At 74.9% G+C, this 19,945-nt stretch carries 19 protein-coding genes; 6 read left to right on the top strand and 13 right to left on the bottom strand.

Annotation, left to right across the window (positions count from 1 at the left end):
• Positions 1-225 precede the first annotated feature (225 nt).
• Positions 226-840, top strand: coding sequence for an NADAR family protein (locus NUM_RS00745; RefSeq protein ID WP_370466913.1), 615 nt, complete (start codon positions 226-228; stop codon positions 838-840).
• Here the strand turns inward: NUM_RS00745 and NUM_RS00740 are convergent.
• Together NUM_RS00740 and NUM_RS00735 are read right to left on the bottom strand one after the other, a co-directional pair.
• Positions 803-1,477: a DNA alkylation repair protein gene (locus tag NUM_RS00740; RefSeq protein ID WP_207122514.1), complete on the bottom strand. Its 675-nt coding sequence runs from the start codon at positions 1,475-1,477 to the stop codon at positions 803-805. The two genes, NUM_RS00745 and NUM_RS00740, sit on opposite strands and share 38 nt — an antisense overlap.
• Positions 1,478-1,593: 116 nt before the next feature.
• Positions 1,594-1,941 (bottom strand): RNHCP domain-containing protein, encoded by a 348-nt coding sequence (locus NUM_RS00735; RefSeq protein WP_207122513.1) that lies wholly within the window; start codon positions 1,939-1,941, stop codon positions 1,594-1,596.
• A 264-nt stretch (positions 1,942-2,205) separates the two neighbouring features.
• On the opposite strand from NUM_RS00735, the gene NUM_RS00730 reads away from it, so the two are divergent.
• The 4 genes from NUM_RS00730 to NUM_RS00715 all read left to right on the top strand — a co-directional run bounded on the left by NUM_RS00730 (position 2,206) and on the right by NUM_RS00715 (position 5,582).
• Positions 2,206-3,063 carry a CPBP family intramembrane glutamic endopeptidase gene (locus NUM_RS00730; RefSeq protein WP_225918238.1) on the top strand — a complete coding sequence of 286 codons (858 nt, stop codon included), beginning with the start codon at positions 2,206-2,208 and terminating at the stop codon, positions 3,061-3,063.
• Complete coding sequence (locus tag NUM_RS00725; RefSeq protein ID WP_207122512.1) at positions 3,060-4,337, top strand: sensor histidine kinase; 1,278 nt, start codon at positions 3,060-3,062, stop codon at positions 4,335-4,337. The genes NUM_RS00730 and NUM_RS00725 overlap by 4 nt, the downstream gene beginning before the upstream one ends.
• Positions 4,334-4,993 (top strand): response regulator, encoded by a 660-nt coding sequence (locus NUM_RS00720; RefSeq protein WP_207122511.1) that lies wholly within the window; start codon positions 4,334-4,336, stop codon positions 4,991-4,993. The genes NUM_RS00725 and NUM_RS00720 overlap by 4 nt, the downstream gene beginning before the upstream one ends.
• A 145-nt stretch (positions 4,994-5,138) precedes the next feature.
• On the top strand, positions 5,139-5,582 hold the full coding sequence (locus NUM_RS00715; protein WP_207122510.1) for a nuclear transport factor 2 family protein: 444 nt from the start codon (positions 5,139-5,141) through the stop codon (positions 5,580-5,582).
• Between the two features lie 19 nt (positions 5,583-5,601).
• Here NUM_RS00715 and NUM_RS00710 read toward each other — a convergent pair whose 3' ends face one another.
• The 11 genes from NUM_RS00710 to NUM_RS00660 form a co-directional block, all read right to left on the bottom strand.
• Positions 5,602-6,888, bottom strand: coding sequence for an RNA polymerase sigma factor (locus tag NUM_RS00710; RefSeq protein ID WP_207122509.1), 1,287 nt, complete (start codon positions 6,886-6,888; stop codon positions 5,602-5,604).
• 14 nt (positions 6,889-6,902) lie between these two features.
• On the bottom strand, positions 6,903-7,322 hold the full coding sequence (locus NUM_RS00705) for a YciI family protein (RefSeq protein WP_207122508.1): 420 nt from the start codon (positions 7,320-7,322) through the stop codon (positions 6,903-6,905).
• A gap of 404 nt (positions 7,323-7,726) precedes the next feature.
• Positions 7,727-9,103, bottom strand: coding sequence for a lipopolysaccharide biosynthesis protein (locus NUM_RS00700; protein WP_207122507.1), 1,377 nt, complete (start codon positions 9,101-9,103; stop codon positions 7,727-7,729).
• Between the two features lie 6 nt (positions 9,104-9,109).
• The gene (locus NUM_RS00695; RefSeq protein ID WP_207122506.1) at positions 9,110-9,913 is read right to left on the bottom strand and encodes a DUF1616 domain-containing protein; all 804 of its coding nucleotides are present in this window, start codon (positions 9,911-9,913) and stop codon (positions 9,110-9,112) included.
• 149 nt (positions 9,914-10,062) lie between these two features.
• Positions 10,063-11,925 carry a hypothetical protein gene (locus tag NUM_RS00690; RefSeq protein WP_207122505.1) on the bottom strand — a complete coding sequence of 621 codons (1,863 nt, stop codon included), beginning with the start codon at positions 11,923-11,925 and terminating at the stop codon, positions 10,063-10,065.
• Positions 11,922-13,325, bottom strand: coding sequence for a glycosyltransferase family 2 protein (locus tag NUM_RS00685; protein WP_207122504.1), 1,404 nt, complete (start codon positions 13,323-13,325; stop codon positions 11,922-11,924). Before NUM_RS00685 ends, NUM_RS00690 begins: the two co-directional genes overlap by 4 nt.
• A complete protein-coding gene (locus NUM_RS00680) occupies positions 13,322-14,278 on the bottom strand; it encodes a glycosyltransferase family 2 protein (RefSeq protein WP_207122503.1) in 957 nt (318 codons plus the stop codon). The genes NUM_RS00685 and NUM_RS00680 overlap by 4 nt, the downstream gene beginning before the upstream one ends.
• A 1-nt stretch (position 14,279) precedes the next feature.
• Complete coding sequence (locus NUM_RS00675; RefSeq protein ID WP_370466912.1) at positions 14,280-15,083, bottom strand: glycosyltransferase family 2 protein; 804 nt, start codon at positions 15,081-15,083, stop codon at positions 14,280-14,282.
• 414 nt (positions 15,084-15,497) lie between these two features.
• Positions 15,498-16,727, bottom strand: coding sequence for a hypothetical protein (locus NUM_RS00670; protein WP_207122501.1), 1,230 nt, complete (start codon positions 16,725-16,727; stop codon positions 15,498-15,500).
• Complete coding sequence (locus NUM_RS00665; protein ID WP_207122500.1) at positions 16,724-17,719, bottom strand: glycoside hydrolase family 26 protein; 996 nt, start codon at positions 17,717-17,719, stop codon at positions 16,724-16,726. Before NUM_RS00665 ends, NUM_RS00670 begins: the two co-directional genes overlap by 4 nt.
• Positions 17,716-18,525, bottom strand: a complete 810-nt coding sequence (locus NUM_RS00660; protein WP_207122499.1) for a polysaccharide deacetylase family protein — start codon at positions 18,523-18,525, stop codon at positions 17,716-17,718. The genes NUM_RS00665 and NUM_RS00660 overlap by 4 nt, the downstream gene beginning before the upstream one ends.
• Positions 18,526-18,879: 354 nt before the next feature.
• Between NUM_RS00660 and NUM_RS00655 the strand changes: the two genes are divergently transcribed.
• On the top strand, positions 18,880-19,944 hold the full coding sequence (locus NUM_RS00655; protein ID WP_225918237.1) for a questin oxidase family protein: 1,065 nt from the start codon (positions 18,880-18,882) through the stop codon (positions 19,942-19,944).
• Position 19,945 lies beyond the last annotated feature (1 nt).

Raw genomic sequence — 19,945 nt, 5'->3', positions numbered from 1 at the left:
GCCGAGGGCCTAAGCTAACGCGTGCGGGCGCGCTCCGCCCATCATCTGCCGACTGCCTCACCATTCCGCCGGATGACCCCGGAAACGGCCGTTCCCCCTGTTAGAATGGCTCGTGACGGCGCCGCCGGGTCTCCGAGCCGGCCGCCGTTTTTCTGTGCAATCCTCCCGCGCCGTGGCCCTGCGCCACGGGTGGTGCCGGCTGTGGCCGCTTGGCACGATGGTGGGGTGCGGAGCAACGACGCGGCGGCGGCACTCAGTGTGACGGAGTTGGTGGCGGCCCTCGATGCGGGCGCGACACCGAAGTGGCTGTTGTTCTGGGGGCACCGGCCGGCCCGCGACGGCGGCGTCGGCCCGGGCTGCCTGAGCCAGTGGTGGCCCTGTCGGTTCACTGTGGACGGTGTCGGGTACGCCTCGGCCGAGCACTGGATGATGGCCGGCAAGGCCCGCTTGTTCGGCGACGGTGTGGCACTGGAGCGGATCCTGGCGGCGCGGACGCCGGCCGAGGCGAAGAAGCTGGGCCGGTCGGTCCGCGACTTCGACCAGCAGGTGTGGGAATCGCGCCGGTTCGGGCTGGTGGTGGACGGGAACGTGGCCAAGTTCGGCCAGGACCCGCGGCTGCGCGAGTTCCTGCTGGGCACCGGGTCGCGGGTGCTGGTCGAGGCCAGCCCGTACGACCGGATCTGGGGGATCGGGGTTTCCGCCGCCGACGAGCGGGCCACCGATCCGGCCCGCTGGCCCGGCGCCAACCTGCTCGGCTTCGCGTTGATGCGGGCCCGGGAGGCGCTCGCGGCGGAGTCCGGGCTCAGGAGTTCCCGGCCTGCCGGCGGACCATCTCGGTGATCCAGGTCGGCGCGTACGGCGAGGTGCAGCCGCGCGGGGTCGGGTAGTCGCGGAACACCCCGAGCCGCTCGCCGATGGCGAGGGCCCGGGCCCGGTGGTCGGGGTGTTCGATGCCGATCTGGGCGAGGCAGTGGTTCATCGCCCACTGCAGCCGGTCCGGTGCCTCGCTCAGCCGTGCCTCGATCGTGTCGAGCAGCGCCGTCAGGTCCAGCCCGTCGGGGCTCTTCGCGACCCGGGTGGTGGTCAGGGCCCAACCGGCGCTCGCGACCACCGGGTCGGGGTCGGCCAACCACTGTTGCCGCAGCGTCTCGGCGTGCGGGCTCCTGGTCACCACGGTGCCGACCAGCCAGTCGTGCACCTTCGGGGTGCGCGCTGCGCGCAGCATCGCGTCCAGCTCGTCGGCCTGGTACTGCGTGGGCCGGCTGATCTGGATCGCCAGCAGCCGGGCCGCGCTGTCCCCGGTGGCCCACAGCTCGCGGGCCAGGTTGGGTCGGGTCCCGAGCCGCTTCGCGATCGCGCGCAGCGTGGTGAGGTTCACCCCGTGGTCGTCGCCGTGCCGCTGGTTCACCGCGCGGATCTTCGGGTCCTCCAGCGCGGCCAGCTCGGCCAGCACCTCGGTCGCCGTCGCCTCGACCACCGCAGCCTCCCTCCCGCCGGTCGGCGTCCAGCCTACGGGGCCGCGCGTCGCGGGCTCCGGGTGAACGAGCGATCGCGGGCGGGGCCCACCCGTACGGGCGCGGGCCCCGCCCGGCGTCAGTCGTCGTCCTGGAGGCGCTGGACCGGGAAGGGCGGCATGGTCAGCGGGAGCGCCGCGAGCCGCAGCAACAGCAGCGGGTTGTCGTCCCCGGCGGTACGGTTCAGGCGCAGCCGGCCGCAGCTGAGACAGCGGTGGACGAGCACCCAACTTCCCTTGCCGCGCACGGTGACCGCGATCGGTTCCATCCCGGCCGAACAGGTGGCCTTGCGGTCGCCGGGCGTGTTGCGGTCCAGGTGCCGGGACCACAGGCAGCGCGGGCAGTGGTTACGGTGTGTTGTTCCGGGTGCGTCGAGCGAGACCGCCGCGCCGCACTGGGTGCACTGGAACGAACGTGCGAATGCCAAGTCGTGAGACCTTTCTCAGCGAGTGGGCAGGGTGGACGGACATCCGACTCGCCTCCTTCCGGTCTCGACGATGGGCCGGGATCAGCAGACCAACCCGGTGCGGCGCGGTCAAGTCAAATAACCGGCAGCGGCCGGCTGCCGGCTCGTCCCCCGTGCGAGCTACGGGGAAGTGTCCGCTCGATGGTGACGATTCCGACCGGCCCCATCCGTAGCGTTCCGGGCAGTTGCGGCGCATTGGCCGCGCGTTTCCGGTGAGGAGTCGTCGTGAAAGTGTTCTTCGGGACCGTCCTGCAGCTGGTCGCCGTGGTGGTGGTGGCCGCCGCCGGTGGCCAGGCGCTCACCGCGGTACAGGGGAACCCGTGGCTCATGCTCGCCGTCGGTGGCGGCAGCGCGGTCGTCGCGTTGTTCGTCTACAAGGGACTGGTCCGGCTGACCGAGCGTCGCCGGGTGGTCGAGGCCAGCGCCAAGGGCCTGGTACCGGGGCTGCTGCTGGGCGCGGCCGTGGGCATCGCGATCTTCGGTGGCGTGATCGTGAACATCTGGTTTCTTGGCTTCTACCACGTGCACGGGGCGGCCGCGAACGTCGGCATGATCGGGCTGTTCGGCTACATGGCGGCGGCCGCGGTGACCGAGGAGCTGATGTTTCGCGGCATCCTGTTCCGGGTGCTGGAGCGGGGTACCGGCACCTGGCTCGCGATGCTGATCTCCGGGCTGCTGTTCGGTGCGTACCACCTGGCCAATCCGGACGCGAGCCTGTGGGGTGCGGCCGCCATCGTGGTCGAGGCCGGCGGCATGCTGACCGCCGCGTACGTCGCGACCCGCAAGCTGTGGGTGCCGATCGGGCTGCACTTCGGCTGGAACTACGCCGCCGCCGCCATCTTCAGTACCGAGGTCTCCGGCAACGGCGGCAACCAGGGGCTGCTGGACGCCACGATGCAGGGCCCGGCGCTGGTCACCGGCGGTGACTTCGGCCCGGAGGGCAGCCTGTACTCGATGGTGTTCTGCGTGCTGACCGCGATCGTCTTCCTGGTCATCGCGTGGCGGCGGGGGCGGCTGGTGCCGCTGAGGAAACGGGCGGCCCGTCTCGCCACCCTCGACGCCGTTCCTACACTTTCGCAGTGATCGCTCTGCCCCGAATCCCCGGACCGTGGCGCCGCATCGGCGCCGCGGTCTGGTACGTACCGCTCGCGCTCGCGCTGTTCGTCGCGTCGCTGGTTCCCGAGTTCCACCACTACGGCACCCGGCTCGGCGGCGTGCCGACGCACCGGTTCGACCTGTGGGCGCTGCTCGTGGTCGCGTTGCAGTGCCTGCCGCTGATCAGCCGGCGCCGCTGGCCGCTGGCGAGCCTGGCGCTGGTGTCCGCCGGGTTCGCCCTCGACCAGCTGCGCGGCTACCACACGGTGGCCGGGACCGCGCTGCCGTTCGCGCTGATCGGGGTCGGTGCCGCGCTGGATCGCTTCCGGCGTACCACGGTGCTTGCCGGTTCGGCGGGCTTCGTGGCGCTCGCGGTGGCGCTGGACCGGGTCGGTACCGGCGAGACCGTGACCGAGTTCGTCGCCTTCTACCTGGCGTTGGCGCTGTGCTGGGGGATCGGCGCCTGGTGGCGGACCGCCCGGTTGGCCGAGAGCGAGCGGCGGGACCGCGTCGCCGCGGCCACCCGGGCCGCGGAACGGACCCGGATCGCGCGGGAGCTGCACGACGTGGTCACCCACCACGTGACGGCGATGGTGGTACAGGCCGAGGCGGCGCGCTACCTGACCGCGGCTCCGGAACGGTTGGAGGAGACGCTCGGTGCGGTCTCCGACACCGGCCGGCGGGCCATCACCGACCTGCGGCACCTGCTGGATCTGCTCGACCCGGAGCACGACGTCGAGGCGCGCACGCCGACCGTGGGGCGGCTGCGTACGCTGGTCGAGCAGACCCGCCAGGCCGGCCAGCCGGTGACGTTCGACGAGGTGGGCACGCCGGCCGAGTCGACCGGCAGCGCCGACCTGGTGGCGTACCGGGTGGTGCAGGAGGCGCTGACCAACGCCCTGAAGTACGCGCACGGGCGGCGGACCGCGGTGCGGGTGCACCACGGCGAACGGGAGATCGGCGTGCAGGTCACGACGGACGGGCCGGAAGCGCCGGTCGCGGACGGGGCGACCGCGCGCCCGGAAGCCGCACGGACCCGGGCCGCCACGGCGACGGTGCCGGCAGGCGGCACGCGGCTCCTGGCGGGCGGTGCCGCGGCGGCGTTCCCGACCGGCGCACCGGTGGTGTTGCCGGCCGGTGGTCGCGGGCTGGCCGGCCTGCGCGAGCGGGTGGACGTGCTCGGCGGCGAGTTCGACGCCGGCACCCGGCCGGACGGCGGTTTCCTGGTACGGGCCCGGATCCCGGTGGGGAAGGTGTCGTGACCGCGCCGATCCGGGTACTGGTCTGCGACGACCAGGTGCTCATCCGCACCGGGCTGGCGACGATCATCGACGCGCAGCCGGACCTGTCCATGGTCGGCGAGTGCGGCGACGGCAGGGCCGCGGTCGAACTCGCCGGCCGGCTGCACCCCGACGTGGTGGTGATGGACGTCCGGATGCCGGTGCTCGACGGCATCGCGGCCACCCGGCTGCTCGCCGGCGCCGGCGTCGAGCAGCCGGTGAAGGTGCTCGTGGTGACCACGTTCAACCTGGACGAGTACGTCTACCAGGCGTTGCGGGCCGGGGCGAGCGGGTTCCTGCTCAAGGACGCGCCGCCGGCGCAGCTGCTGCACGGCATCCGTACCGTCGCGAGCGGCGCCGCGCTGCTGGACCCGGAGGTGACCCGCCAGCTCGTCGGCCGGTACGCGGCACGGATCCGGCCGGTGGACGGCGCCGCGCCGGACCGGCCGTTGACGCCGCGCGAGCTGGAGGTGCTGCGGCTGATCGCGGACGGGCTGTCCAACGCGGAGATCGCCGCGACGTTGCGGATCAGCCAGGAGACGGTCAAGACGTTCGTCTCCCGCATCCTGACCAAGCTCGGCCTGCGCGACCGCGTCCAGGCCGTCGTGTACGCCTACCGGCACGGCCTGGTCACCTGATCACACCGGCCTCGCGCCGTCAAGCGCGCCACGCGCGGGCCGGGAAGCTGCATCCCTTCCGTGACAACGGAAAGCGGAAAGTGGCCGGGCGCCGTACCGCGGTGTTAGCGTCGGCGTCCGTTGCCGGGCGACGGAGGGGTGCGCGATGCGGCTCAGCGCCGAGGACAAGCTGGAGATCCACGAGGTGATCGCGCTGCACGGTCACCTGTGCGATGCCGAGGCGTACGACCGGTTCGACGAGGTGTTCGCGCCGGATCTGGAGGTGGACGCCAGCGCGCTGGGGCTCGCGCCGCTGCCGCCGCGGGATCCGTCCCGGCCGTGGCTGGAGACCTACATCGCGGTGGCGCACGAGCGTGGTGCCGGCAGCACGGTGGCCATGCACGTCACCAGCATCATCGTCCGGGCGGACGGCGAGGCCGGTGCCCGAGCCTGGTCGAAGGGGTTCACGGTGGCGCCGGACGGGACGATCGCCAGCTACACCTACGAGGATCGGCTGGTCCGGGCCGCCGGCGGCTGGCGCATCCGGCACCGGACGATCGCCCCGCGCCGCACCCCGGGTGGCGGGGCTGAACCGCTCGCCAGGCACTGACCGGCCCCGTCGCGGCGACTCAGTCGAGGGCGGCGAGCTTGCGGGACAGCACGCTGCGGTCCCGGTCGTTGTCGCTGCGCCGCAGGGCGAGTTGCAGCGCGGCGCGGGCCTCGTCGGTACGGCCGAGGCGGGTGAGCAGCTCGCCGCGGACGCTGGGCAGCAGGTGCGAGCCGGCGAGTGCCGGGTCGCTCGCCACTTTGTCCACAATGGACAGTGCGGCGGCCGGCCCGTCGGCCATGCACACCGCCACCGCACGGTTGAGCTCGACCACCGGGGAGGGCGCCAACCGGCCCAGCGCCTCGTACAGCAGCACGATGCGTGGCCAGTCGGTCGACCGGACCGACTCGGCGACCGCGTGGCACTCGGCGATCGCCGCCTGCAGCCCGTACGCGCCGAGCCCGCGACCGGCGCGCCCGGCGCGGGCCAGCGCGGCCCGGCCGCGGCGGATCGCGGCGCGGTCCCAGCGGCGCCGGTCCTGCTGCTCCAGCAGTACCGCCTCGCCGTCCGGCCCGGTGCGGGCCGGGAACCGCGCCGCCGTCAGCTCCAGCAGCGCGAGCAGCCCGTGCACCTCGGGTTCGTCCGGCATCAGCCGGGACAGGACCCGGGCCAGCCGCTGCGCCTCGCCGGCCAGGTCGAACCGGATCGCCGCGCCGCCCGTACTGGCCGAGGACCCCTCGGTGAAGATCAGGTAGACGACGTTGAGCACCGAGCCGAGCCGCTGCGGGCGTTCGGCCGGTGGCGGCACCGCGAACGGTATCCGGGCCGCGCCGAGCGTCTTCTTCGCCCGGGTGATCCGGGCCTGCACCGTCGCCGTCGGTACCAGGCCTGCCTTCGCGATCTCGTCGCTGGTCAACCCGCCGAGCACCCGCAGGGTCAGCGCCACCCGCGCCTCCCGGGACAGCACCGGGTGGCAGGCGACGAACATCAGCGCCAGCGTGTCGTCGTCGATCCGGTCCGGGTCCCACAGCACGTCGTCGGCGTCCCGGGCCGGGTCGGCCGGTACCGGCCCGGACGCGGCGCCGCCCTCGCCCAGGTCGTGGCCAAGGGCGGCGTACCGGTCGTCCAGGGCCGAGCGGCGGCGGTACGTGTCGATCGCCCGCCGCCGCCCGACCGTGAGCAGCCAACCCGCCGGGTTGCGCGGCACGCCGTCGCGCGGCCAGGACACCAGCGCCTCGGCCAGTGCCTCCTGCGCCAGGTCCTCGGCCAGCGCGAAGTCGCCGGTGTAGCGGGCGAGCGCGCCGACGATGCGGGCGGACTCGATCCGCCACACCGCGGCCACCGCCTCCCGGCCCGTCGGGTCGCTCATCGGTTCGTACCCGCTCAGAGCTGGCCGGTGGACTCGCGCCAGACGCGCTCGCGCTGGATCCACTCGTTGTCCTGCGGGAACTCGTCGATGGTGGGGACCCGGCGGATCTCGGTCTTGAAGCCGGGGCCGGTGATCGGCATCCGCTTGGCCCACTCGACGGCTTCCTCCTTCGACGCGACGTTGAGCAGGTAGAACCCGCCGAACAGCTCCTTGGTCTCGCCGTACGGCCCGTCGGTGACGAGCGGCGGCTCGCTCGAGTGGTCGACGACCACGCCGTCGGCGGCGTCGGCCAGCCCCTCCGCGGCCAGCAGCACCCCGGCCCGGATCAGTTCCTCGTTGAACCGGCCGACCGTGGCCAGCATCTCGGTGAAGTCGACGTCGCCCATCTGCGCCAGCGCCGTGTCGTCCGCCCGCATGATCAGCATGTACTTCATGGCGTTGCCTCCGTGTTCGTCCGGGCCGCCGTCCGGCCCGTTCATCCGTAGGTCGAACGGCGCCGCACCGGGATCGACACGTCGCCAGATTATCTTCGAGAATCTTCCGCGCCTGGCCCCGGACTGAGGAAACCGCAGGTCAGCAGGGTGCTACCGGGCCGCTCGGTCCGCTTTCGCCGGGCGGCGCCACCAGCGGACCGGGCGGTAGCGGGGGCACACCTCGGGGCCGCACACGGCGCAGTCGCTGCCGCGCCGGTAGTGCCGGTGCGCGGTGCGCGGATGCCCGCACACGCACGGCCGCTCGCCGCTCACCGGACGGCCCGTGCCGCTCTCCGCTGCCGCTCTCGCGCCGTCGGCGCCGGGTGCCGGGCCGTCGGCGGCGGGCGTCGGGCGGTCCGTGCCGGTCACCGGGCGCCCCGCCCGGGCCGCCCGCTTCGGTCGGGCCGGTCGGGCCGCTCGGGGTGCTCGCGCCGGTCGCCGGGGCGGGCGGTCGCGGCCCACAGCACGATCGGCGCGGTGATCAGCGCCTCCAACGCGAACACGCCGACCAGCCACAGCACCATCGTGGTCAGCCCGCCGTGGGTCCCGCCGTACGCGGCGGCGGCGATCTCCAGGCAGCCGGCGAGCACCGCGCCGACGGTGGCGAGCCGTACCTTGTCGAGCACCCGTACCACGCCGACGACGAGCTGGCGGAACACCGCGAACAGGTAGCTCAGCGCCAGGATGCGCAGCGCGCCGGTGGCGACGTCGGCGTACTCGGCGCCGAACAGCGACATGATCGGCCGGGCGGCGACGGCCACCAGGACGGTGGCGGGCACACCGACGCCGAGCGCGACCGCGAGCGCGGTACGCAGCTTGGCCCGCAGCACCGCACGCTGCCCGGTCGCCACCGCGAACAGTGCGGTCGCGAGGTTGCCGGGCAGCATCACCGCGACCGTGTAGACCATCCAGGCAGTGTAGAAGGCGCCGGTCACCCGCACGCCCAACACTGCCGTCACCACCAGCGGCAACGTGATGTGCGGCAGGTACAGGGAGAGGTTGAGCAGGTTGTAGTCGAGGGCCCGGCCGGTGCGGCCGCGCAGCATCGACAGCGCCGGGCGCAGCGAGCCGAGCCGGCCGCGTCGGCGCAGCAGCTGGGCGAGCAGCAGCAGCGACAGCAGCAACCCGGCGAGCCAGCTGGCCAGGATCGGGGCACCGGTCGCGGTGGCGGGCAGCAGCGCGGCGGCACCGAGCAGCACCAGCTTGGCGACCGCGAAGTACAGATTGCGCAACATCTGAAACGGGCCGGCGGCGAGGCCGACCAGCCCCTCGTCGACCACCAGCGCCATCGCGGTCAGGACGATGCCGGCCGCGACCAGGACGACCATCGTCGGCCCGGGCAGCGCGGTGCGCAGGCCGGGGATGGCGACCCAGGCGAGGCCGAGGTAGATCAGCGCGCCGACGGCGGCGATCGCACCGGCGGTGAGGGCGGCGGCGGACAGCAACGGCCAGCGGTCACCGGGCAGCCGGGGCAGCTCGCCGATCAGCATCGTGCCGAGGCCGAACATGCCGAGCGTGCCGACCAGTGTCATCGCCGACACCGCCGCCGACGCGGTACCGACCGCCTCCGGGCTGAACAGCCGGGCGGCGACGAACCAGTAGAGGAAGCCGGTGGCGGAGGTGATCAGGGTGGAGGCGGTCAGCGAGCCGGAGCTGGTGAGCAGGTCGCCGTCCCGGCGGGCCAGGCGGGCCAGCCGCGCCGTGGGCCGGGGCAGGGTCGGGGTGCCGCGCTGGTGGGCCACGCCGCCTCACCCCCCGGCCAGGAACACCGACCGGTACGGGGTTCCCCCGTCACCGGTGTACAGCCGTGCGGTGACCCGGCCGACCGCCGGTACCGAGAGCTGCCAGGTACGGGAGTGTCCGGGTGCGAGCCGCACGCTGCGGTGCGCCGCGTACCCGTCCGCACCGGTCACCCGGACCGTGTAGCCGGTCGGGGCGGACTCGTTGCAGGACACGGTGACGCGTACCGACCGGTCGAGCGCGACGGCCGACCCGACCGGCGTGATCGACAGCGCGGTGTAGTGCTGCACCGACCCGGTCCGCGCCGCCCGCAACGCCACCACGCCGGCGCCACCGAGCAGCGCGATCGTCAGTACCGCCGGCAGGACGACCCGCAGCGCCCGGCGCGCCGTCCAGCGGCCCGCGGGACCGCGCCGCGCCGGCCGGCCACCGTCCTCGGTCGTGGGATCGTCGGCGGGGCGCCCGGCCGACCGGGTCGCGCGCGGGCCGAGCCCGACGTGCAGGCCGCAGAGCGCGAGCGTGACGATGGTGGTGAGCGCGACCCACACCGGCGTGGTCAGCCGGACACCGGCGGCGTAGCAGCCGATGCCACCGACGACCGGTACCGCGATGCTCAGCAACGGCACCAGCGCGATCCGCTCCATTGTGGACAGTCGGGGCCGGAGCGGGCCGATGGCGGCGAGGCCGGGCAGGGCGAACACCAGCGCGAGGCCGGCCGGCACCCGCAGCACCGGTACCGGCAGCAGCACCGCACCGGCGGCGACCAGCGCGGCGCCCGCGATCCCGATCGGCCACCGCGGCCCGCCGGCCACCGCCCGACGAAGCGTGCGTGCGGCCGGCCGCCCCGGCCCGCCGGCGACCCCGGCCGACCGAGCTGCCCGGCCGGCAACCGGTGGACAGGGTCCGTGTGCCGCCCCGCCCGGCCGGCGCCGGCCGCGGCCGGGAGAACGGTGTGCGCCGGTCATCGCCGGTCCACCGTGTAGATGCGGACCGCGCCGTCGTCGTACCGGCGGTCGCTGCCCGGCAGCCGGTCGAACTTGGTGACCGCGGCCCGCGGCAGCGGCCGGTTCCGCTGCCCGGCGCGCGGATCGGTCGGGAACAGGCTGCCGGTCGGCGGCGTGTCGGTGCCCAGCCGGCGGTCGACCCACAGCAGTGACACCGCCTGCTGCCGCAGCAGCGCCTCGGTGCCGGGCGTCCAGCGGGGCGTGGTGTACACCCGGTCGACGTAGCCGACCGGATCGAGCCGCCCGTACGCGGCGGCCAGCGTGCAGCCGGTCAGGTCGCAGCCGATCCGGGTACCGGGCGGGTACTGCCGGCCCAGCCACTGCGCCGCCGCGACCGACCGCGCGTCCAGCCCGCTCTCGTAGCCGTCGAGGCGGAAACCGCCGGGCAGCCGCTCGAACGCCGGCGGCCAGCCGTCCAGCCGCGCCCCGGCCAGCAGCAACAGCAGCACCGCGGTACCGGCGGCGACCCGCCAGCGGTGGTGAACGGTCGGCGGCCCGCTGTCGAGACCGGCGCCGCCGCGGCTGGTGGCACCGACCAGGACGCCGGCGGCCAGCAGCGACAGCGGCAGGTAAGTGAACGTGGTGGCCCGGCCGGCGATCTCCGGCCCCTGCGCGCCGACGAACCGGATCGCGGCGACGGCGAAGAACGTGCCGCCACCCACCAGCAGCGCCCACCGCCACGGGTCGCGGCATCGGGCCCGTACCGTCGCGCGCAGCGCCACCATCAGCACGACGAACAGGGCCAGCAGCCCGGCCGCCTGGACCGCCGCGGCCGCCGGGTCGGTGCCGGTCGAGCCGCTCGACCGCCCGGACAGCAGCCCGCTCGCCGCGTCGCCGAACTGCCGCAGCTGCGGGCCGAAGTAGTCGACCACCGACCGCGCCGGCCCGAGCGTCCAGGCACCCACCAACACCGCACCGGCCGCCGCCAGCAGCAACGTCTCGTACCGTCGCGGCACCGTGCCGGCGCCGGGCCGGGCCGCGCGGCGCCCGCCCAGCACCGCCTCCAGGGCACCGAGCAGAGCGAGGACCGCGACCGCCAGGTACCCGGTGACGTGGTGGGTGACCGTCATCGTGGCCAGCGCGACCAGCCCGATCGCCGCGTACGGCAGGGTGTCCGTCGAGTGCAGCCGCCAGCGCCGGCTGGCCCACAGCACCAGCGGCAGGAACGGCAGCGCGACGGTCTGGTACAGGTACATCGAGTCGAAGAACAGGTAGTGCAGGCCGGTCGCGTACAGCACGCAGGCGAGCGCCGCGGTGCGCGGGCCGGCGCCGGTCCGTCGCGCCAGGACGAACAGCGCCGCCACGAACGCCAGATGGCAGACGCCGGCGACCAGCAGACCCGCCACGGTGGCCGGCAGCCCGGTGAGCCCGGCCACCGCGGCGCCGACCTCGGCGATGCCGGGATAGTGCGCGGCGATCGGCAACGCCTCGTTGGGCCGGTACAGCTGACCGGTGTGCAGCAGGTCGGTGGTGCCGGCCCAGTGCTGCAGCTCGTCAGGAAACCGGAACCGGTCCGGGCTGTACATCCACTTCAGCAGGTACTGCAGCACCGCCAACCCGAGCACCAGGGTGCCGGCCTCGGCGGTACCGACCGTGCGGGCTGCGAGCAGCCGCACCGCGACCGGCACGAACACCAGCAGCTGGCCGCACCAGTACGCGACGCTGCCGTCGGCGCCGGCCCAGCCCTGCGCGTACGAGACCGCGACCAGCGCCACGCCGACCGCGCAGACCGTCAGCGTCACCGGCGCGTGCCCGAGGGCCGGCGCCCGCGGTACGGCGGGCGCCACCGTGTCCCGGTGCCGGTCGGCGGTCAGCGTCATGGTGCCCCGCCCACCGCCTGCTTCACGTCCACCGTGCCTGCCGCCGGCGACCGGTCCCGCCGGCCCCGCAGGTACCAGAGCGGGCCGCGGAGCATGCCGTGCCGGTTGGCGGTGAGCAGCTCGCGCGGGAAGTCCGGACCGATCGTGGCGACCCGCGGGCTGTCGGTGGCGAACAGGTCGTGCAGCGCCCTCGGCGCCAGCCGGGCCAGGGTGAGCAGGCTCGCCGGGTGCCGGCACACCAGCGCGGTGTACGCGGCGGTCAGGCCCGAGCCGTAGCCGACCAGCTGGCTGCGCAGCCCGGCGAGGTCGTCCCGGTGCCGGTGCCGGACCAGCGCGCCGGGATGGTAGACGACGGTGCCGCCGGCGGCGAGCAGCGTCATGAACGCCAACGTGTCCTCGCCGCCCAGCGCCGGCGTGCCACCGCCGAGCGCGGGGTCGAACCGGCCGATGCGCGCCACCGCGGTCGGCCGCAGCGTCATGTTGACGCCGCTGCCGACCGGCGGCAGCGGGTAGAGCGGATGCTGCCGGTCGGCGCCGTTCGGGCCGAACACCCACTCGCGGAAGCCGCGGCCCTTGCTGAGCCCGCCGTACTGCTCGAACCACAGCTGCGCGGGGCTGTCGAGCACCAGCGGTACGACGGGGCCGGTGACCGCGTCCGCCGTCGGGTGGTCGGCGAACGCCCGGGCGATCTCGGCGAGCCAGTACGGGTCGGGTTGCGCGTCGTCGTCGACGAACGCCACCGTCCGGCCCCGGGTCGCCGCCAGGGCCACGTTGCGGGCGTTCGACGCCCCGCCGCGCGGGGCGACCAGATACTCGATCTCGACCGGGTACCGAGAGCGGGCGGCGTCGACGCAGCGGCGGGTGGCGTCGGTGCGGGGGGCGTTGTCGACCACCAGCACCCGGAACCGGGGGTGGTGTTGCACGGCAACGGCTTCCAGGCACTGCGCCAGCAGCTCGGCCCGGTCCCGGGTGCAGATCGCCACCGTCAGTTCCGGTGCCGCGCGCAGCACCTCGGCCCGCCGCCGCAGGTACTGCTGGCCATCCACAGTGGACGGATCGGTGACCGGCGGGACGGGTTGGTCCGCAACGGAATGGCCGGTGTGATCGGGCGGCGGGGCCGCCGCGACGACGGCGTCGGCGATGCATCCGGGGCCCAGCGCGGTGGTCAGCGCCGCGGCCAGCCGCGCCGGTGCGAGCCCGCCGTCGGGCACCTCGACCGGTACCAGCGCCAGCGGTGCGGTGTGGCTTCGCAGCAGCAGGAAGGCCCGGTCGGCGCGGCGCCCGGTCGCGTCCCGGGGCGGCAGGGCGGGCAGCGGGTCGGACAGCTCGACATCCCGTACCACGGCGGGGATGCGCGCCGGCCCGGTCGTCGCCGTGTCCCGGGGGGCGAGGCCGGTCATCGCCGCCGCCCGCGGGTCGCGGCGACCCGTCGGCCACCGGTCAGCTCGACCAGCGCGCCGCAGCCGGCGGCGCCGACCCCGGCGAGCATCGCGGCGGTCGGCAGCAGCGCGGCGGCGTTGCCGCGCAGCGGTGCGGTCGCGCCGCGCAGCACCGCCCGCGGTACCGTGCCGAGCAGGTAGCCGCGCTCGCTGGAGAGGCTGGCGGGGCCGCGGTTGAGCCGGGCCAGCGCGATCTTCCCGCGGCCCTCCTGGTAGCAGCGGCCGAGGAAGTAGCGCAGCAGCGCCTTGTCCGCGCCGACCGGGTGCCGCACCCGCGCATCCGGTGCGTACCACCAGGTTCCGCCGGTGGCGTGGCTCATCCGCAGGCACAGGTCGGTGTCCTCGGGTCGGGCGAGGTCGCCGACCTTGCCGAAATCGACCCGGAACCCGCCGACCGCGCGGAACGCCGCGGTGCGTACCGCCATGCTGGCCGACCAGACGTTGCGCACCGGACCGGCGGCGGTCGGCAGTCCGGCGTAGGCGCCGCCCCACGCCCACAGGAACTCCTCCGGTACCCACCGGGGTCGCGGCCCGGCCCAGACCGGGGTGATGGCACCGCCGACCCCGCACACGGACGGGTCGGTGAACGGTGCGGTCAGCGCGGCGAGCCAGCCGGGTTCGGCGGCCGCATCGCCGTCCAGCAGCGCGATCAGCGGGGTGTCGAGCAGCCTGGCGCCGCTGTTCCGGTTGCCCGAGACGCCGCGCCGCGGGTACCGGTTGGCGACCACGGTGACCTGCGGGTAAGTGTCCCGCAGCCGGGCGCGCAGCGGTTCGTTGTGGTCGACGGCGACGATCACCCGGGCGGGCGCGGGCCGTTGCGCCAGTACCGATTCGATCGATCGGCGCAGCAGTGGCCACTGCCGGTCGTGGTGGCAGGGCACCACGACGCCGATCTCGGCGTCCCTCGTGGACATCTCAGCGCTCGCCCGGGTCGCGGTCGCCGGACGGTGCCTCCGAGGCGAACCGCGCCGCCACGGCGACCGCCACCGCGGTCGAGCGCCGGTGCCGCGGTGGCCGCGCCGCACGGCGAGCCCGCCGGTACTCGGTGACGATCGTACCGAGGATGCGCCGGCCGTCGGCGAACACGTGCAGGTTGCTCTCCCCGTGCAGCCGGCGTGCCTCCACACTGGACACCTCCTGGATGGACAGTCCGGTGCAGGCGGCGCGGATGTTGAGCAGCGTCTCGATCTCGAACCCGTCGCCCCAGACCCGCTGCCCGTCGGCGGTGGCGAGCTGCACGTCGGGCAGTTCCAGCCCGGGGATCACGTCCCGCCAGAACGCGTTGTAGCCGTAGCACAGGTCGGTGAAGCGGGTGCCGAACAGCCGGTTGACGATGCCGTTGAGGACCGCGTTGCCCAGCCGGCGTACCGGGGTGATGTCCTCGCTGCCGCCGCCCGAGCGGAACCGGGAACCCTTGGCGTAGTCGGCGCCGCCGCGCAACGCGGCGACGAACGCCGGGATCTCCATCGGATCGGTCGAGCCGTCCGCGTCGATCATCACCACCACGTCGCCGGAACAGACCGCGAACCCGCACGCCAGCGCGTTTCCCTTGCCGGTACGGGTCTGCCGGACGATCCGGATGTCGGGCCGCAGCGTCCGCGCCACCTCGACCGTGTCGTCGACCGAACCGCCGTCGACGAGGACCACCTCGGCGAGGCCGGGAGGCAGCCGGGCGAACACGTACGGCAGGTTCCTCGACTCGTTGAGCGTGGGGATCACGACGCTAACCCGCGGCGCGCCGGCCGGTGACGGCTGGCTGCGGCCGTTGATGGCAGTAGGCAATGCCATGGTTCCCCCGTGTCGGCGCCGCGCGGCTCCCGATGCACTGCCGCGACGGGTATCGACGTAGCGCAGCCGTTCCGACACCCAGAAGCTATCCCCAGCCTGACCTGCAAGAATCCACCAAATGGCCACCGTTGGCCGGCGTCTCGCCAGCCGCCGGCACCGACCGGTGGCCGGTGCCGGCCCGACGGGGCGCGGCCGGCACCGCGTGGTTGCCGGTACCCGTCGGTAGTCCCGCGGGAAGCGGTTGCCGCCGGCCGATCCGGCCGCCCCGGCTCGGGACGGACCCGCGGCGGACCGTCCGCGCCGGTGCCCTTTCGGCGGTCCCGCAACGGGAAGCGCCGCGGCCGGTCACCGCGGCAGCAGCTCGACCGCCCGGTCGCGGACCAGCTCCAGCGCGTGCCGCACGTCGGCGGCGGCGAAGCTGGTGGCGTGGAACGACGCGTCCAGGTGCAGCACGCCGGACAGTTCGGCCACCGAGACCGTGACGGCGTCCGGCCCGGCCGGCGACAGCGCCGTCACGTTGCGCCGGTCCGGTGGTGGCGCCGCCCAGGGCAGCGACACCAGCGGCTCCGCCCGGCCGAAGTGGGTGAGGGTGATGGCGGGAGCGCCCGCCCAGCGGTCGGCGGCCCGGGACGCGTGCGGCGCGAGCATGACGTGCGCGGTACGGGCGGCCATCATCGACAGGGTGCGGCCGGCGGCGAGCTCCGCGCGTACCGCGGTGTCGATGGCGACCGGATCGTCCAGCGGATCGGGCCGCAGGTACTGGCCGAAGGCGAAGTTGCCGCTGACCACCGTGGTGGCGGGCAGGTAGCGGCGGGCGTCCACCAGGATCGTCACGCCCGGCCCGCGGGCGGGCAGCCCGGCGGCGGCGAACGCCCGCAGGATCGCCGCGAACAGCGCCGACGCGGTGCTCACCGCCGGCGCGGCGGTCGAGCGCCACTCCCGCAGCGCCGGCAGCAGCCGCGCGGACCGTACCGAGGCGTGGCTCGGTTCCGGCCGCCACCCCGCCGGCAGCTGCTGCCGCGGTACCGGTGGGCGCGCCAGCCGCAGCGCCGCGGGTACCGACCGCGGGTGGCGCCCGAAGTGGCCCAGCAGCGCCCGGGCCAGCGGTGCGCCCAGCGGAGTGGTGGAGTGGTCCGGGTCGCCGCCGGTCGCGTCGGCCGCGAGCACGCCGAGCAGGGTGTTGAAGCCGCGGCCGTCGGCGACGCAGTGGTTGACCGCGGCGGCCAGGTACCCGCCGCAGACCGCGAGCCGCAGCGGTGCCTCGTCCACGTCGGCGGCCAGTACGGCGGCGAGCGCCTGCCCGGCCGGGTCGCCGGCCGGTGCCGGGGTCGAGACGAGCGCGGCCACCTGGGCGGCGACCCCGAGCCCGGTACGCGGCACCCAGCGCCGGCCGTCGACCAGCCGGCACAGCGGCGGCCAGTACGGGTCCGCGGCCTGCCGGCGGATCAACGCGGTGCGCAGGTCGGCCGGGCACAGCCCGTGCAGCGGGCCGATCAGCCGCACCATCCGTACCGCGGTCCAGGCCCGGTCGCGGTAGGCGACCCGGCGCCCGCCGCCGGCCTGGTGCGTGCTCATCCCTGGAACCTCGGATCGGCGGCCATCGCCCGGACCGCGGCGAGCAGCTGCGGCGTGGCGTCGATCCGCCAGCTCAGCGCCGTGCCCTGGGAGGTGTCGGTGTCGAACCAGATCACCGCCCGGGTGCGGGGATGCTCCGCCACCCACTGCCGCAACTGCCCGACCCAGCGCGCGGCGAACCTCCCGTCGGCCCGGACCCCGGTCTCGGCGAGCATGAACGGCTTGTCCGTACCGAGGCCGTACACCTGGTCGAACAGCTGATCCGGCGACTTGGTGCCGTAGCTGTAGCCGGACACCGCGATCCAGTCCACGTACCGGTCGCCGGGGTAGTAGCGGCGCACGTCGTTCCAGGCCGCGTCCGGGTTGGAGTTGCGGTTGGGGCCCCACACCCACCGCACGTTCGTCGCGCCCTGCTGGGCGAAGATCGCGTGCAGGTGCCGCCAGGCGGCGACGAAGCCGGCCGGGTTCCTGCCGTTGGCCGCGCCGCCCCAGAGGAACCAGTCGCCGTTCATCTCCCACCCCCAGCGCAGCAGCACCGGTTTGCCGTACCGCCGGAGCCGGTCGGCCTGCTCGGCGATCCAGGTGTCCTGCGACCCGTCCAGGATCTGCCGGTAGTACGTGCCGCGCCACGACACCATCAGCAGCTGGCCGGGTTCGGGCTCGGGCGAGCCGACCAGCAGCGAGTCCTTCCAGGCGAAGAACTCCTGGTCGATCCGGTACGGGTGGCCCAGCTGCCGGCGCCGCAACGCTTCGGCCTGCGCGTGCGTGTGCCCGGACAGATCCAGGTACGCGCCGAGCATCACCCGCTGCGGCGCCTTCGGGCTGGGGGACGCGGACGGCGACCGCCGCGCCGCCGCCGACGAGCCGCCGTCCCGGCCCGACGGTTCGGCCGCACCGCCACCGGACCCACCGGTACCGCAGCCGGACAGCACCAGGACGGCCGCCAGCAGCGCGGCGAGCGTCGCGCGCAACCGTCCGGTACGGCCGGTCATGTCAGCGTCCGCCCGGAGATGCGGAAGACCTGCCGCCGGGCGAGCCGCCAGGCCGGCTGGGCCAGCGCCCGCAGCCGGGCCGCCCACGCCGGGCCGCCGGTCTCCACCAGCTCCACCACCTGCTCGCCGGTCTGCTCCGGGGTGGGCAGCAGCCGCGGTACGGCGAACCGGTCGGCACCGACGGTGTGCAGTTGACGGCCGACGACGCAGGCGTTGTCGTAGCCGTGCCGCGCCACCGCGGCGCGCACCGCGGCGTCCTGGTACCCGTGCGGGTAGCAGAACGACCGGATGCGCCGCCCGTACCGGTCGGTCAGCCGCTCGCGGGCGATCCGCAGTTCCTCGTCGACCTGGCCGCGTGGCAGGACGTCCAGCGGCCGGTGGGTGAGGCCGTGGCAGCCGATCTCGACGCCGGCCGCGGCCACCTCGTCCAGCTCCGGCCAGTCCAGCAGCCGGCCGAACAGCCCGGCCCGCTCGCCGAGCCAGTCCGCCTCGCGGCCGACCTGCCCCACCACCGGGTACAGGGTGGCGCCGGCGCCGACCGCACGCAGGATCGGCAGCGCGTCGAGGAAGTCCGCGTACCCGTCGTCGAACGTCACCGCGACCACCGGGTCGGTGAACCCGCCGGACACCAGGTCGAGCGCGTCGCTGAGCCCGACCAACCGGTACCCGGCGGAGGCCAGCGCGGCGAGGTGTTCGCGCAGCCGCCGTTGCGGGACGCCCAGCTCGGCGAGCGGTCCCGGCGGCACCGTGGACACCGAGTGGTACATCAGCACCGGCAGCGTGGCCGGGCCAGGCTGGTCTGCCACGATGCCTCTTCTCGTCGTGGTGCCGGGCGCGAACCCGCCCCGAGTATCGGCACCGGCCGGGTCCGCAGACATCCACCACTCAGCCCGTACCCTCCGCCGCTCGGGCGCGCCGGGCCGCCCGAACCGCGCCGCCCCACCCACCTACCAGCCACCGGCCGGGGCCGGTACGTGACACCGGGCACCGGTGCCGTACCGCGCGGAGCGGCGGACAAACCGGAGGCTGCCGGGCGGCTCGGCGCGCCTGCCGTGGCCCGGTGGGCGCGCGGGATTGGTCCGGTTGGATTTGCCGGCGATGGCCCTGTTCGAGCCGCCGTGGGCGAACGAGCCTGGGCAGCGAGGCGGAGGGAGATCGCGGTGAGCGGCGGAGAGCTGGACGACGCGTACGAGCGGCTGCATCGGATGGGCCCGGAGTACGAGGGGGACGCCCGCGGCAACAACGGGCTGACTAATCATGGTCCGATGGCAGCGGAAGTGCTGGCCCGGCGCGGGTACGGCGACCGGATCGGTCGCTGGGTCGACGGGTACCTGCCGCGGTTGGTCGAACTGCCCGCCGCCCGGCGGCCGATCAGCGCGGCGAACTGGACCGCCGCGCTCGGCGACGGCAGCCGGGTCGCCGACTGGGTCGACCACTTCCGGCGGGAGCTGGCGCACCGGCCGTGGCAGCAGGTGCTGGTGGAGTGGTGGCCGCGGCTGCTGCCCGGGGTCGTGGCCGGGTCCACCCACGGCTTGATCCGGGTCGGCCACGCGGTACGGGCGTTGCAGGGCGGCGTGGCCGGCCCGGCCGGGCTGGACGAGTTCGGGCACGGGCTCGCGTTCTGGGCGGCGCGGTCGCGTCCGGTACCGGGGGCGCGGCGGCCGGCCGGGCGGCTGGAGCCCGACCGGGCGCTCGCCGGCGTCCCGCATCTGGCCGACCAGAGCGGGTTGATCGTGCAGCGGCTCGGCCGGCTCGCCGAACTGCCCGGGTGGCCGGCCGCGCAGGCCGCGCTGCGCGCACCGGCCGGACCGGCCGACGTACCGGGCCTGCTGGAGCGGCTCGTCGACGCCGCGACGCTGCGGTACCTGTCCCGCGGCCACGGCAGCCCGGTGCTGCTGGTACACACGGCGACCGCGCCGAACGCGGTGCTGCACACGCTGCCGCTGCTGCCCGCCGAGCTGTGGGCGCCGAGCCTCGCCGCCGTGTGGTCCGCGTCGGCCGCGATCGTCTCGGCGTACGAGCCGGCGCGGCCGCTGCCGCGTGCCGACCTGCCGGCCGCGCCGCGCGGCGACGACCCGGTGCCGACGATCGTCGAGCGCGCCACCGACCACGGTGACGAGCACGTCATGAAGTTCACCGACACCGCGGTGGAGGTCTACGAACGCACCGGTGACCCGGACGCGCTGGCCGCCGCCCGGCACATCATCGACCTGACCCGCCGCTGAG

This window comes from Actinocatenispora comari (assembly GCF_017312725.1).
GTDB classification, from domain to species: Bacteria; Actinomycetota; Actinomycetes; order Mycobacteriales; family Micromonosporaceae; genus Actinocatenispora; species Actinocatenispora comari.
This window is presented reverse-complemented; position numbering and strand designations above follow the sequence as displayed.

Coding starts and splice junctions, on each gene's coding strand:
- NUM_RS00715 (WP_207122510.1), top strand. CDS start 5,139: ATGCGGCTCAGCGCCGAGGACAAGCTGGAGATCCACGAGGTGATCGCG.
- NUM_RS00710 (WP_207122509.1), bottom strand. CDS start 6,888: ATGAGCGACCCGACGGGCCGGGAGGCGGTGGCCGCGGTGTGGCGGATC.
- NUM_RS00705 (WP_207122508.1), bottom strand. CDS start 7,322: ATGAAGTACATGCTGATCATGCGGGCGGACGACACGGCGCTGGCGCAG.
- NUM_RS00690 (WP_207122505.1), bottom strand. CDS start 11,925: ATGACGCTGACCGCCGACCGGCACCGGGACACGGTGGCGCCCGCCGTA.
- NUM_RS00685 (WP_207122504.1), bottom strand. CDS start 13,325: ATGACCGGCCTCGCCCCCCGGGACACGGCGACGACCGGGCCGGCGCGC.
- NUM_RS00680 (WP_207122503.1), bottom strand. CDS start 14,278: ATGTCCACGAGGGACGCCGAGATCGGCGTCGTGGTGCCCTGCCACCAC.
- NUM_RS00670 (WP_207122501.1), bottom strand. CDS start 16,727: ATGAGCACGCACCAGGCCGGCGGCGGGCGCCGGGTCGCCTACCGCGAC.
- NUM_RS00665 (WP_207122500.1), bottom strand. CDS start 17,719: ATGACCGGCCGTACCGGACGGTTGCGCGCGACGCTCGCCGCGCTGCTG.